At 53.8% G+C, this 13743-nt stretch carries 10 protein-coding genes; all 10 read left to right on the forward strand.

Going from position 1 to position 13743, the window contains the following annotated elements; genetic code table 11:
• The first annotated feature begins 141 nt into the window (after positions 1-141).
• On the forward strand, positions 142-1569 hold the full coding sequence (radA, locus tag C5S61_RS26100) for a DNA repair protein RadA (protein ID WP_110520457.1): 1428 nt from the start codon (positions 142-144) through the stop codon (positions 1567-1569).
• Positions 1570-1602: 33 nt separating this feature from the next.
• Positions 1603-2754: a PIN/TRAM domain-containing protein gene (locus C5S61_RS26105; RefSeq protein WP_110520459.1), complete on the forward strand. Its 1152-nt coding sequence runs from the start codon at positions 1603-1605 to the stop codon at positions 2752-2754.
• Positions 2726-3187, forward strand: a complete 462-nt coding sequence (gene dtd, locus C5S61_RS26110; protein ID WP_110520601.1) for a D-aminoacyl-tRNA deacylase — start codon at positions 2726-2728, stop codon at positions 3185-3187. Before C5S61_RS26105 ends, dtd begins: the two co-directional genes overlap by 29 nt.
• Complete coding sequence (locus tag C5S61_RS26115; protein ID WP_110520461.1) at positions 3174-3431, forward strand: hypothetical protein; 258 nt, start codon at positions 3174-3176, stop codon at positions 3429-3431. The genes dtd and C5S61_RS26115 overlap by 14 nt, the downstream gene beginning before the upstream one ends.
• 110 nt (positions 3432-3541) lie before the next feature.
• Complete coding sequence (locus C5S61_RS26120) at positions 3542-4312, forward strand: DUF6754 domain-containing protein (RefSeq protein WP_054536786.1); 771 nt, start codon at positions 3542-3544, stop codon at positions 4310-4312.
• 12 nt (positions 4313-4324) lie between these two features.
• On the forward strand, positions 4325-4990 hold the full coding sequence (locus tag C5S61_RS26125) for a hypothetical protein (protein ID WP_110520463.1): 666 nt from the start codon (positions 4325-4327) through the stop codon (positions 4988-4990).
• A 12-nt stretch (positions 4991-5002) separates the two neighbouring features.
• Positions 5003-9574: a zinc ribbon domain-containing protein gene (locus C5S61_RS26130; RefSeq protein WP_110520465.1), complete on the forward strand. Its 4572-nt coding sequence runs from the start codon at positions 5003-5005 to the stop codon at positions 9572-9574.
• Positions 9571-10236 (forward strand): hypothetical protein, encoded by a 666-nt coding sequence (locus tag C5S61_RS26135; protein WP_110520467.1) that lies wholly within the window; start codon positions 9571-9573, stop codon positions 10234-10236. The genes C5S61_RS26130 and C5S61_RS26135 overlap by 4 nt, the downstream gene beginning before the upstream one ends.
• Positions 10237-10255: 19 nt before the next feature.
• Entirely contained in the window at positions 10256-12436 is a 2181-nt protein-coding gene (locus C5S61_RS26140) for a glutamate mutase L (RefSeq protein ID WP_110520469.1), read from the forward strand.
• Between the two features lie 257 nt (positions 12437-12693).
• Positions 12694-13743 carry a DUF11 domain-containing protein gene (locus C5S61_RS26145; RefSeq protein ID WP_110520471.1) on the forward strand — a complete coding sequence of 350 codons (1050 nt, stop codon included), beginning with the start codon at positions 12694-12696 and terminating at the stop codon, positions 13741-13743.

Raw genomic sequence — 13743 nt, forward strand, 5'->3', positions numbered from 1 at the left:
GATTTTTAGCGCAGGCGAAAGCCAAAAAGCTCAAGTATTTGCTTGGTAATCTGCGCCAAGTATAGCACGAACTTAGTTCATTGAACCAAGCGGCTGTGCTATAATTTAACGAGATATGGCAAGCAAGGAACTGGTGTTTTCATGGCCAAACAACGTACAATTTTCGTGTGTCAACAATGTGATGCACAGTTTCCCCGTTGGATGGGCCGCTGTACCGAATGTGGCGCTTGGGATAGTTTGGTTGAACAAATTGTCACGAAGTCAGTAGGTACGACAGGCGGTAGTACTCGATCACCTCTAGGAGTGAGCGAGCCATTACGCTTGCCGGATATTCAACTTGGCGATGTGCAACGCTTGCCAGTTCGTGGCAGCGAATTTGCTCGCGTGCTTGGCGGCGGGATTGTGCCCGGCTCGTTGGTGCTGATTGGCGGCGACCCTGGGATTGGTAAATCGACCTTGCTGCTTGAGCAAAGCGCTGCTTTGGCCGAAATGGCAGGCGATGTGCTGTATATTTCTGCTGAAGAATCGCAGCAACAAATTAAGTTGCGGGCAACGAGGCTTGGTTTAGCTGCTGAGCGTTTATTTATTTTGGCTGAAACCAGCCTTGATACGGCGATTGCCACTATCGAACGCATGAAACCAGTCTTGGTGATTGTCGACTCGATTCAAACCGTATATAGCGAAGATGTGACTTCGGCGGCGGGCAGTGTTTCGCAGGTACGCGAAGGCGCGTTGCGGCTCCAACGGGTTGCCAAGCAACACAATATTTCAATTATGCTGGTTGGCCATGTGACCAAAGAAGGCGCAATTGCTGGGCCACGGGTGCTTGAGCACATTGTTGATGTCGTGTTGTACCTTGAAGGTGAGCGCTTTCATCAATATCGATTGTTACGCAGCGTCAAAAATCGCTTTGGCTCCACCAATGAAGTTGGGGTTTTCGAGATGAATCAAGGTGGCATGGTCGAAGTCACCAATCCATCGCAAATTTTCTTGGCCGAGCGCAGCACCAATTCGCCTGGCTCGGCGGTGGCAGTGATGTTGGAAGGCACGCGTCCATTGTTATTGGAAGTGCAAGCCCTGACCAGCCACACCGCCAATGCCCAACCGCGGCGTACCGCCAATGGCTTTGATCAAAACCGGTTGGCAATGATTATTGCGGTGCTCTCAAAGCGGGTTGGCGTGCCATTGTTCAATCAGGATATTTATGTTAATGTGGTAGGCGGTTTGAAAGTGACCGAGCCAGCGATCGATCTTGCTGTAGCCACGGCGATAACTTCATCATTTCGGAACCAGCGCGTTGAACCAAATACCGTCTTAATTGGTGAAATTGGGCTTTCGGGCGAATTGCGTTCGGTAAGCCAGCTTGATCGGCGTTTGAACGAGGCGGCCAAGCTTGGTTTTCATAATGCAATTGTGCCGCAGATCGATGCCTTACCGCAGATCGACGCGTTTCAGGTTACTGGCATTCGTTCATTAGTTGAAGCAGTGCGCGCTGCTTTAATTGGTGCGCCGCGACCATCACCTGGTGAGCCGCCAACCGCGAAGGCAGCAACTGACCATGATGATTAAGCGTGAATTGTGGATGTGCTCACGAGGAGATTTATGACGATTTCGGAAAAAAAGCCTGTAAACAGAAATCGCTTACTTAGCATTGATTTTTGGGTTCGAATTTTAGGCATGATCTTGTTGGGCTATGTTGGTTGGTATTTTAGCTCACGTTCGGCGAGCAATCCCGCTACCGAAGATGAAATTTTAGCAATGCAATTGCTCATCCTTTCGGGGGCTGGCTTGGGCTTGTTAATTACCCATCGCCTGATCTTATACCCAATTCGCAATGTGAATCAACGCTTGCGCAAAAGTAGTGCTCAAGAATTGATTGCTTTGGGTTTGGGCACGCTCTTGGGCGTGGTGATTGGCGCACTATTAGCGATTCCACTGAGCAATTTGCCTGGGCTGCTCGGCAATTATTTGCCAGCAATTGCTAGTTTTTTGGCAATCTACTTTTGTGTTATGGGTTTTGAGTATCAAAAGAAAAACTTGGCTAACTTTAGCGTTTCGTTGCAAACCGCCAAAGCGCGTCCGGTTAAAGAAGCTGTGCCAATGCGCCGCACCTGTTTGGTTGATACCAGCGCGATTATCGATGGCCGGGTTTTGGCAGTTGTGCGTAGTGGCTTTCTTGATGGCGTTTTAGTAGTGCCACGCTTTGTTTTGAACGAATTGCAGCTGTTGGCCGATTCGAGCGATGATATGAAGCGCATGCGTGGCCGACGTGGCCTCGATATGTTAGAAGAAATTCGCAAAGACGACCAACTGCGGCTCGAAATGCCCAACGAAGATATTGCCAATGCGCGCGGCGTTGACCAAAAATTGGTCACCTTGGCCTTGCAAGATGGCCACGCCTTGATTACCAACGACAAAAACTTGAGCCAAGTTGCCGAGTTACAAGGCGTGCAAGTGCTCAATTTAAATGTGCTTTCCGATGCTGTGCGACCACCAGTGGGCGCTGGCGAAATGTTGGTCGTGAAAGTGCGTGAAGAGGGCCGCGAGCGCGAACAAGGCATTGGCTATCTCGAAGATGGCACGATGGTTGTGGTTGAAGATGCCCGCGAACGAATTGGCGATGAAGTTCGGGTGATCGTCAGTCGAGTGTGGACCAACGATCGGGGCCGCATGGTCTTTGGCCGCATTATGGGCAGTGCTGGGGCATTTTACGGGGGCAAAAACGATGCGGGCAATTATCCAGCGCGTAGCTAGTGCCAGTGTCACCGTTGCTGAACAGCTTGTTGGCCAGATTAATGCTGGCCTTTTGGTGTTGCTGGCAGTTAGCCCCAGCGATAGCGCTGACGATTTGCGCAAGCTTGCCGATAAAATTCTCAATTTGCGCATTTTTCCCGATGATCACGATCGGTTTGACCGCTCGTTAATCGATTGTCAAGGCGAATTATTGGTCGTTTCGCAATTTACACTTTATGCAGATACCCGCAAAGGCCGCCGACCATCGTTTGTTGGCGCGGCAGCCCCAACCTTGGCCGAGCCAATGGTTGAGCAGTTTATTGCCTATTGTCGTGAGCAAGGCATTACAACTGCCAGTGGCCAATTTGGCGCGGCAATGCAGGTTCAGCTGATCAACGATGGGCCTGTGACGATTATTCTGGATACAGCGGAGTGGCAGCATGGCCGAGGCTGATGAGGCTGAGCAGGTTTTAGTTCAATTGGCGCAGAGCCTGCATCGCCATCGGCTTAGCGGCGTAGCCCAATTGTTCCTGCGATCGGGTCATGTTGCCAGCATTGTTTTGAGCCAGTTGTGTTTATTTGGCCAAGCATTTGTGCCAAGCCCGCTACGACAGCGGCTCGCAGGCTATGCTAATGCCTTAGAAACTGAGGCTAGTTGGCAGCGCTTAATTGAGCATCTGAATGCCCTAGAAAGTTGACAAAGCATTAACGATGGGCTACACTCAGCGCAATTACGCCTAGTAGCCTACTTGCTGCAATCTGTGTCTGTTGTGAGGGCCAACCCGTGTCTCCTTTTGAGATTCTTGTCGTGTCACTCATCTTAACCCTAGCAATTGCCTTGCCCTTTGTCTATGCACGGCTAGTTACTGGTGGACGTAAGATCAACCGCCGCCCTCTTCCCCCAATTGATCTGATCAATAGTGCTTTGGCACGGGCTGCTGAAACCGGCCAGCCAATTCACGTTTCGCCTGGCAGTGGCTCGCTTGATGGCTCAACAATCAACCCAGAAACTTTAGCTGGTTTGGTTTTGGCCCAGCGCATCACCGACATTGCGGCACGGCGTGGGGCAGGAATTTCTGCCTCAAGCGGTGATCCAATTGCCCATTTGGCCTTACGCGGCACGGTTCGGCGCGCCTATCGCGATGCTGGCTACAGCGAAGATTATCGGCCCGAACTGATTCAAATGCTGGCCGCGAATGATCCGATTGCCTTTTCAGTTGGCTTAAGTAATCGCGTTACCAGCGAACCAATGGAGGCCAGCATTACGGTTGGCTCATTTGAACAAGGCTACTTGTTGTTTGCAGAGCCAGGCCGCGCCAATAACATTTTGCAAATTGCTGGCACGACTGATCAGCAAGCCCTAACCGCAGCCTTACTGACTGCCAATGGCACGTTGTTAGGTGAGGAAATCTATGCTGCCGAGGCCTATATTGCCCCGACACCTTTGGGCTTTGCTCGCATCTTAACCCATGATGTCCTACGTTCGGTCATTATTGGGATCATTATCTTTGGGATTATTTTGGTTTCTTTAGGCCAATTAGCAATCTTGCCACAAGATTTTCCATTGCTGCCTAGATAAAGGATGGGTGGGATGCGTCGAATTGACCTGCTCCGCAATCCAAAGCGCTTAATTCCTATTTTGATCGGCAGCGTTGCCGGTATTTTCGTTTTAATTGATCGGCTTTTTCCTGGGATTGGCAGCATTGCCAATGGCAGCCAAATTTTGCTCAATTGGGCAACTGTGATTGCTGCCTTTGCATTAATAGCTGGTTCAACCAATGTTATTATTCATCATATTAAACGCTTAGCCTCAACCGATCCCAAACGCTGGTATAGCATTGCCTTGCTGTTGGGCGTGATTATTCCGCCAGCCTTAGCCGTCTATGGCTATAGCACCCAAGGCCGTGCCAATGTCTTGGAACTTGGTTTGTTTCAAGATGTGATTCGCTGGGTCTATGCTCCAATCAGCATTAGCCTCTTGGCGTTGCTGACATTTTTTGGTTTAACTGCGGCGATTCATGCCTTTGGGGCTGGTCAACGCGAAGCCATTATCGTGGTCAGCGTTGCCTTGATATTCTTAGTGTTGCAATTGCCAGTGCTTGCTGGGTTGCCCTATTTGGGCGAAACCTTGGGCTGGATTCAACGCTACATTGTGATGGCTGGCCTGCGCGGGCTCATCTTTGGGTCGGCAATTGGCGCTATCGTTGCCAGTATTCGCATCTTGCTTGGGATTGACCTCCCATATTTGGATCGCTAGGAGGCGGCCTCAATGAATTGTCCTCGCTGTGGCACGCCCAATACTCCTGATCGCCAATTTTGTAGCCAATGTCAAGCACCTTTGGCCGTAGCGCCAACTGCTAACGATTTACCTCCTTGGCTTCAGGATCTTGATCAGCAACAAACCGTTGTGCCCGCCAAACGTGGCACATCGAGCCTCCCACCGTGGTTGCAAGAAGACAGTCCTGCGCCGTCAGCTGCTCCGAGTGCCGAAGCAATTCCTGCGTGGCTCCAAGAGTCTGCTGCGCCACCGCCAGCCCAAAATGCTGCCGCTGCTGCTCCTGCCAATAGCGAGGAGCTTCCGCCATGGTTGCGCGATTTGCAGGCAACTACGCCCGCAATTCCAGCTGATGAGCCATTGCCAGCAACGCCAAGCCCTGAGCAACCATTGCCGAACTGGCTCTCAGATCTCCAAGCCCCTGCAAATGCTCCTGCGGCTCCAGCACCACCAGCGGCGAGCAACGATATTCCATCGTGGTTGCAAGGGTCGGCAGAATCGACACCGCCAGCACCAGCGGCAAGCAACGATATCCCATCGTGGTTGCAAGGGTCGGCAGAATCGGCACCGCCAGCACCAGCGGCGAGCAATGATATTCCATCGTGGTTGCAAGGGTCGGCAGAATCGACACCGCCAGCACCAGCGGCAAGCAACGATATCCCATCGTGGTTGCAAGGGTCGGCAGAATCGGCACCACCAGCAGCGCCAGCCCCAGCGGCGAGCAACGATATTCCATCGTGGTTGCAAGGCGCAGTTGAATCGGCACCGCCAGCAGCGCCAGCGCCAGCAGCGAGCAACGATATTCCATCGTGGTTGCAAGGGTCGGCAGAATCGGCTCCACCAGCAGCGCCACCGCCAGCAGCGAGCAACGATGAAGAACCGATGCCTGCATGGTTGCAGCAATTACGACCTAGCGAGCCTGCACCGCCACCAAGCATTGCATCATTTGCTGAAGATAACGATGAACCAGTTATTGCACGTCGGGCCGGAACTGGTAATTTGCCCGATTGGCTCAAAGATTTTGATACCGAGCCACCAGTCGTACAACTCTCTGATGTTGATTTAAATGCTGCTGGCCCAAGCGATGAGGTTCCGCCTTGGCTAAAACCAGCAACAGCACCATTGAATATTCCAGCGGCTCCGGCTGCAAGCGGCGACGTGCCAGCGTGGATGCAAGCCGATGCTCCGGCAGCACCAGCAGCGCAAGCGGCGAGTGCAGGCGATGATGTACCAGCGTGGTTACGCGGCGATGTGGAAACACCAGCACCAGTGGCTCCGGCGGCAAGCGGCGACGTGCCAGCATGGATGCAGGCCGATGCTTCGGCAACGCCAGCACCGCAAGCAGCAAATGCCGGTGATGATGTGCCAGCGTGGTTGCGTGGCGATCTGGAAACACCAACACCAATGGCTCCGGCAGCATCGCAAGCAGCAAATGCGGGCGATGATGTGCCAGCGTGGTTGCGTGGCGATTTGAGTGATGTGCCAGCACCAGCGGCTCCGGCAGCGAGCGGCGACGTGCCAGCGTGGATGCAAGCCGATGCTCCGGTAGCGCCACCAACACCAGCGGCGAGTGCAGGCGATGATGTGCCAGCGTGGTTGCGTGGCGATTTGAGTGATGTGCCAGCAGCAAGCCCCACGGTCAAACTCGATACCACAGAGCAGGATGTTCCGGCGTGGCTGAAAGCTGATTTGGAAACACCAGCACCAGCGGCTCCGGCAGCGAGCGGTGATGTGCCAGCGTGGATGCAAGCCGATGCTCCGGCAACGCCAGCACCGCAAGCAGCAAATGCCGGTGATGATGTGCCGGCATGGCTGCGTGGCGATTTGAGTGATGTGCCAGCAGCAAGCCCCACGGTCAAACTCGATACCACGGAGCAAGATGTGCCAGCGTGGTTGCGTGGCGATTTGAGTGATGCAGTGCCACCAGCGGCTCCGGCAGCGAGCGGTGATGTACCGTCGTGGTTGCAGGCCGATGCTCCGGTAACACCAGCACCGCAAGCGGCGAGTGCAGGCGATGATGTGCCAGCGTGGTTACGCGGCGATCTGGAAACACCAGCACCAGTGGCTACGGCAGCGAGCGGTGATGTACCGTCGTGGTTGCAGGCCGATGCTCCGGTAGCGCCACCAACACCAGCGGCGAGTGCAGGCGATGATGTGCCAGCGTGGTTACGCGGCGATCTGGAAACACCAGCACCAGTGGCTCCGGCAGCGAGTAGCGACGTGCCAGCGTGGATGCAAGCCGATGCTCCGGCAGCACCAGCAGCACCAGCAGCAAGTGCAGGCGATGATGTGCCAGCGTGGCTACGCGGCGATCTGAGTGATATGCCAGCAGCAAGCCCGACGGTGAAACTGGATAACACGGAGCAAGATGTGCCAGCGTGGTTGCGTGGCGATTTGAGTGATGCAGCGCCACCAGCGGCTCCGGCAGCGAGCGGTGATGTACCGTCGTGGTTGCAGGCCGATGCTCCGGTAACACCAGCACCGCAAGCGGCGAGTGCAGGCGATGATGTGCCAGCGTGGTTACGCGGCGATCTGGAAACACCAGCACCAGTGGCTCCGGCAGCGAGCGGTGATGTGCCAGCGTGGATGCAAGCCGATGCTCCGGCAACGCCAGCACCGCAAGCAGCAAATGCCGGTGATGATGTGCCGGCATGGCTGCGTGGCGATTTGAGTGATGCACCAGCAGCAAGCCCCACGGTGAAGCTGGATACCACGGAGCAAGATGTGCCAGCGTGGCTGAAAGCTGATTTGGATGCAGCGCCACCAGCGGCTCCGACAGCGAGCGGCGATGTGCCGTCGTGGATGCAAGCCGATGCTCCGGCAGCAACGCCAGCAGCAGCGAGCGGCGATATTCCGTCATGGTTGCAGGCCGATATAGCTGATGCGCCAGCAGCAAGCCCAACGATCAAACTTGACTCAAATGAGCAAGATCCTAATGTTCCTGCTTGGCTCAATGATCTTGAAACGCCGCCTTCAGCTGCACCAACCGATTCCCTCAATTGGATGCATGAAGAAGCGCCAACCGTCAAACTCGATAATCAAGCAGCAGGCTTGCCGACGTGGTTGCAAGAGGATCTGCCAACAGTCAGGTTGGATAGCGCTGCCAGCAATGTGCCTGCTTGGTTGCAAGATGACGTAACGCCGATCGTTCCGCAAGCCAAACCTGAGCCGAGCATTCCGCAAACGCCCAGCGCAAAGGCTGAAGCTGCGAATGTGCCTGCTTGGTTGCGCGATGATTTGGATATTGAGATTCCTGCTACGCCTGCAACCGCTGCGCCAAGTATTCCTGGTAATACACCTTCATGGCTCTTGGATGATGAGCCAGCTCAAGCTGCTCAAGATGATGGGTTGTTGGGTAGTGTTGATTTGCCTGCTTGGCTGCGTCAAACAGTTAAGCAAGAAGAACCAACCCCAATTGTTGAGCCAGATGTAGCTCCGACGATCGCTGAATCAGCCGATTGGCTGCGGGTTTTAGGTGAGCCTGAACCTGTGGTTGCTGCAAACGCTGCAACAACTGGTCGTTTGCTCGATCAAGCGCCGCCTGCCTTGCTGAACCGAACTCCTGAGCGGGTTTCGGCCATGCACTTGCTGCAAGATTTGGTTACAAAGCCGCTGCCAGAGCCAGCTGAAGTGCCAATTGTTGCAACGCCGCCATGGTGGCAACGCATTGGCACGCAGCGAATTGTGGCAATATTGATGTTGCTCAGCTTGGTTGTTGGGCTACTCGTGCCAAATCTGCTTGCGATCAATACCCAAGCCTTGACCATTGGCGGCAATACGAGCGATCTCTACAATTACGTCGAAACGCTCAACCCTGAAAGCCGCGTGCTGATTGCCTATGAAGGCGATTTGCGCCATAACGCCGAGTTGGGTCCACTCGAACAATCAATCGCCCAACACTTGATCGATCGCAAAGTGCCAATGCTGTTGCTTTCGACCGATACCGAAGGCAGCTTGCTTGCCAGCCAACGGGCCGCCCAATTCCCAATCATCGATCCAGCGACAGGCTACACTGGCGAAGGTGCCGAATATCTGAATCTTGGTTGGGTCAAAGGTAACGAAGTTGGGATTGCACAGCTTGGCAGTAATTTGCGCGGCGCAATTGCTGGCCTCTTGCAAAATCGCGAGGGCGCTGACGTTAATTTGTTGCGCATTATGTCGAAGCTCAATTCAAATAATCAACTTGATCGACCGCGCATTACCACCACCAGAGATCTTGATCTGTTGATTGTGGTTGCTGATGAGCCAAGCGATGTTCAGCGCTGGATGGAACAATTCTGGTCACGCGAACCATCTTTGCCGGTGGCAATTTTAACCACGAACGAAGTTTTACCCCAAATTCAACCCTATGTTGATATCAACGTCAACGGCAACCAAGCGGCGATTTATACTGCTGCTGGTTTAGTTGGCGAGCAGCAATATACGGCGTTGCGCTCGATCGACACAACCAGCAATGGCTCGATCAACGCACTGAGTTTGGGCATGATCACCACGATTCTTGTGGTGCTGGTGGGCGGCGTGCTTCAGTTGCAACGGCGTATCCGTGGAAAGAGGAATAGCTTGTGACAACGCTTGGCCCTTGGATCGCCTTTGGCTTGACATTAATTGTGCTCAGCCGGGCATTTGGCGAAAATCCACTCTTTCGCTTTAGCCAATATTTGTTTGTTGGTTTGGCGCTTGGCTATACCCTAACCGTGGTCGTTACAACCGTGTTTATCGTGCCAAGCGGCGATATGATCGATAACCCCAACAGCGTTGGGACGGCCTTGTTTATTGTGCCAGTACTGGTTGGGTTACTCTTATTGACCCGTTTGCGCACCCAACAGCTTTCATGGCTGGCGAACGTGCCCTTGGCGCTGTTGTTTGGGGTTGCCGCCGCAATTGCGATTGCTGGCACAATTCTCGGCACGTTGCTGCCCCAACTCCAATCATCGTTCTTCTCGGTCACGAGCTTTACCGATGGCAGTAGTTTAGCCGTCGCCCTTGGCAAACTTGTGTTGGTCATTGGGGTTGTTTTGGTCTTGCTGTCGTTTCGCTTTAGCAAGGCCGCAACGCCAGAAGCCGCTGATCATAGCGAAACACTCAAGCCAAGCGTGGTGGCAAAAGTCGGTCGGATGTGGCTCTTGCTAAGTTTGGGGGCGGTCTTTGCCGCTACGTTGATCACCTATCAATCAGCCTTGATTGATCGAATCCAGTTTTTGCTGCGGCAAATAGGCGTGATCTCTTAGGGGTTGCGAAAGGATTGATATGACGACCGCTGATCCTGCTGCACTGATTGTCGTTGATATTGGCACATTATTTACCCACGTGGCGTTGCTCGAATTGGTTGCTGGCGAGTATCGCTTGTTGGGTCGTGCCCAAGCACTCTCAACCTTAGAGCCACCAATTGCTGATGCATGGCAAGGAATTCTGACGGCAATTCGCGAAATTGAGCAACTGACCTTTCGCGCAATTGCCCATGTTGATGGTTTGATGACTCCGCATCGCCCAGATGGCTCAGGCGTTGATGGCATGGTGGTCAGCACCAGCGCCGCTGGAACCTTGCCGATTGTGCTGGCGGCGATTTCGAACGATACAACTGGCGCGAGTTTGCGGCGGGTGGCCCGTTCGAGCTACACCACCGTGCTCGATATGGTGACGCTCGATGAATATGGCGACCCCGATTTGGCCGAAGGCGAAAGCTGGATCGACTATCAACTAGCCAATTTGGTGCGCTTGCCAGCAGCAACGGTTTTGATGGCTGGCGGCATCGATGGCGGCAACTCCGCGCCGCTTGAGCGTTTGGCGCACATGCTTGGTTTTACGGTCTTGCGGCTCGAACAAATCAATTCGCGCGAGTTTGCTCACGTTATTTTTGCTGGTAACACCGCCGCCTATCCTGGCATCGAAGATGCGCTTTCGACGATTGCGCCGATTACCGCAACCTCGAACGTGCTGCCAGCAATTGGGGTTGAGCAATTGATGCCAGCGCGCTTAGAATTAATTCGTTCCTACAATGATCGGGTGCTGCCAAAATTGCCAAGCTTCAACCGCATGCGTGCGATGAGCAGCGATTTTGTGCGCTGTACCAGTGATGGTTTTGGGCCATTGGTGCGCTTTATCGCCAAACATCATGGCCGCAACACCTTGATTGTGGATATTGGCGCGATGACCAGCGCTGGCTATGCTTCCGATGGTACGCAATTAAATATCACAGTTGAAACCAATTGTGGTACGGCCTACGGGATTGCTGGCTTGGTTGATCAGGCTGGGCCTAACAATATTACCCGTTGGCTGCCCTTTGAAATGAGCGATTCGGCCTTGCGCGAGCATATGCTCAATCGGCTGATTCGCCCGCAAATTGTGCCAATCGATCGCGAAGATCTCTTGATTGAACAAGCGTTGGTGCGCGAAGCGCTGCGGGTTGTTTCAAATGATCTGTTTGATGAACAGCCTCAATTAGCCAGCGATTTGATTATTGCCACTGGTGGCCCGTTGGCGCATACCATTCACCCAGCCCAAGCATTGTTGAGCCTTGTCGATGGGCTTGATTTCGGGCGACTGCAACAATATCGCGATCGTAGTTTGTTGATTAGCGATATTTACCTCGATCGTGATGGCTTGCTGGCGCTTGCTGGCGCAACTGCCTGGAAATATCCCGATGCCAGTTTTTGTTTGCTCGAACAAGATATTTTGCGCAATGGAGCCTTGGCCAGCTATTTGTTGATCAATAGCTCGTTGCGTTTGGGCGATTTGGTGGCTGAAGTGGAGCTTGTGCCAGTCAGCGGCGCGCCAATCATCGTGCAAATTCACCATGGCGAGATTCGACGCTTGCCATTGGCTCACGGCAAACGGGCAACTCTGCGCTTGCGCCCAAGCAAGCAAGTGCAAATTGGCGCAAACTTGCCAGGCGAAGTGGTCGAAACTGCGTTGGCAGCGATTACCGGCAGCACGCTTGGTTTGGTGATTGACGCACGACCTCGGCCTTTAGCCCAACGTAATAGCGACGCGCAAAGCCGCAATCAACAATGGCAATGGCTCAATCAATTGGGTGTGGTTGATGGACTTAATCCGTATGCGCCCCAATCTGATGAGCAATCGCTGCCTGCATTTGAGCCAATTCCTGCAATTAGCCGCATTCCTGAACCTGCGCCTGCGCCAGCCCAAATGCTGCCAGAACGCGAGGAACCAAACGCAATTCCCGATTGGCTGCGCGAAGAAGGCGAAAACGCCAACGATCTGGCAATGCCAGCGCCAAGCGAATTTGGCGTAGAAGAACCATTGCCCGATTGGTTGAGTGGCCTCGATGTGCCAGTCAGCAGCGAGCCAGTGTTGGATTTGGGCGAACGTCAAGCATCACAACCAGTTGCGCCCGCCGACTTTAGCGCTTTGCGCAGCGAGTTGGAAGAACAAAATAAGCCCAAGCGTGGTTTCTTCCGCCGTAAATAAGCCAATTGTCAGGCGGCCAGCTTAGCGAAAAGCTGGTCGCCCTGCGTTTAATCCCGCTAAAAATCCCCCACAGGATCAAAACTTCTGCGCCAAAAGGGTTTGACAGCGTTTGCTGGCGCGTGTTATGCTGATCGATAGTTCACAGCATTGCGCAAAGAGCTTGATTGTTGGCATTTATGCCATTCTAAAGCGCTAGATTGCTGTTAGTAAATTATTGTTATTTTCCCCTTTTCACTCTAGCTTAGAAGGAGCGAGCCATGCACAAACGCCTCACGCGGGTACTGGGAACCATTTTCTGTGTCCTCGGCTTGGGTTTGGCGCTCTTTGGCTTTGACGGCGCATGGCGTGCCTATGGTCAAACCGCAGGCCCAACCCCAACTCCTGATTTCGATCTGCCGATTACCAAAGCCGTTAGCCCAAGCAATGGCTTGCCCGGCGATACGGTGACCTTTTCGATCAACGTTACCAACGATCAGCCGCAAACCCAAACCAACGTGGTCATCACCGATAGCGTGGTTAATTTCTTGGAAGTTGTTGGAGCGAGCAGTAGCAAAGGCACTGCCAGCTTTAGCGGCCAAGAGGTGCGCGCCGATGTTGGCACATTAGCCAGCGGCGAATCGGTAACATTAACCATTACCACCAGAATTCAGGCTGGCACAGCAGCAGGCACAGTTGGCCAAAACGTGGCCTTTGTGAATACGGCCAGCGGTTCAAGCTCATCAAGTAATGTCGTGACCGTTACGGTTGGCGGCGATACGACCGTTACGCCTACGCCATTGCCAACCCAAGTGCCAAACGGGCCAAAATTGGTAGTTGAAAAGTCGGCTAGCCCTGCCAGTGGCAAAGTTGGCGATTTGATTAGCTTTAAAATTGTGGTGCGCAACACTGGTGGCGCAACCGCTCCCGATGTTGTAGTCAACGACCGGATTCTCGATTTCTTGGAAGTTGTCGGCGTGCAAACCAGCAAGGGCAGCGCAACCACCACTGGCCAAGCTGTCAAGGTCAGTGTTGGTGATTTGGCTGCTGGCGAAAGCGTCACGATTGTGATCACCACCAAGATTCGAGCTGGCACGACCAGCGGCCAACAAGGCATCAACATTGCCGAAGCAGTTGCCAGCGATGGCAGCGGCGGTTCCTCAAGCACGCCCAGCAATCCAGTTGCGATTGCGGTCGATCGCAGCGCCCCAGTTGGCTTGCCCGACACCAGCGCTCCAAGCCAAACTGCATGGATTTTCTGGCTTGGTTTGGGCTTGGCAATCACCGGCGGGTTGTTGCTTATGGTCAGTCGCCGCCGGAGCGAAGCTTAA

Source organism: Herpetosiphon llansteffanensis, assembly GCF_003205875.1.
In the GTDB taxonomy this organism is placed as follows: domain Bacteria; phylum Chloroflexota; class Chloroflexia; order Chloroflexales; family Herpetosiphonaceae; genus Herpetosiphon; species Herpetosiphon llansteffanensis.

Bases quoted from the DNA above. Each gene is read 5' to 3' on its own strand.
- C5S61_RS26105 (WP_110520459.1), top strand. From the start codon at position 1,603: ATGACGATTTCGGAAAAAAAGCCTGTAAACAGAAATCGCTTACTTAGC.
- C5S61_RS26140 (WP_110520469.1), top strand. From the start codon at position 10,256: ATGACGACCGCTGATCCTGCTGCACTGATTGTCGTTGATATTGGCACA.
- C5S61_RS26125 (WP_110520463.1), top strand. From the start codon at position 4,325: ATGCGTCGAATTGACCTGCTCCGCAATCCAAAGCGCTTAATTCCTATT.
- C5S61_RS26145 (WP_110520471.1), top strand. From the start codon at position 12,694: ATGCACAAACGCCTCACGCGGGTACTGGGAACCATTTTCTGTGTCCTC.
- C5S61_RS26115 (WP_110520461.1), top strand. From the start codon at position 3,174: ATGGCCGAGGCTGATGAGGCTGAGCAGGTTTTAGTTCAATTGGCGCAG.
- dtd (WP_110520601.1), top strand. From the start codon at position 2,726: ATGCGGGCAATTATCCAGCGCGTAGCTAGTGCCAGTGTCACCGTTGCT.
- C5S61_RS26130 (WP_110520465.1), top strand. From the start codon at position 5,003: ATGAATTGTCCTCGCTGTGGCACGCCCAATACTCCTGATCGCCAATTT.
- radA (WP_110520457.1), top strand. From the start codon at position 142: ATGGCCAAACAACGTACAATTTTCGTGTGTCAACAATGTGATGCACAG.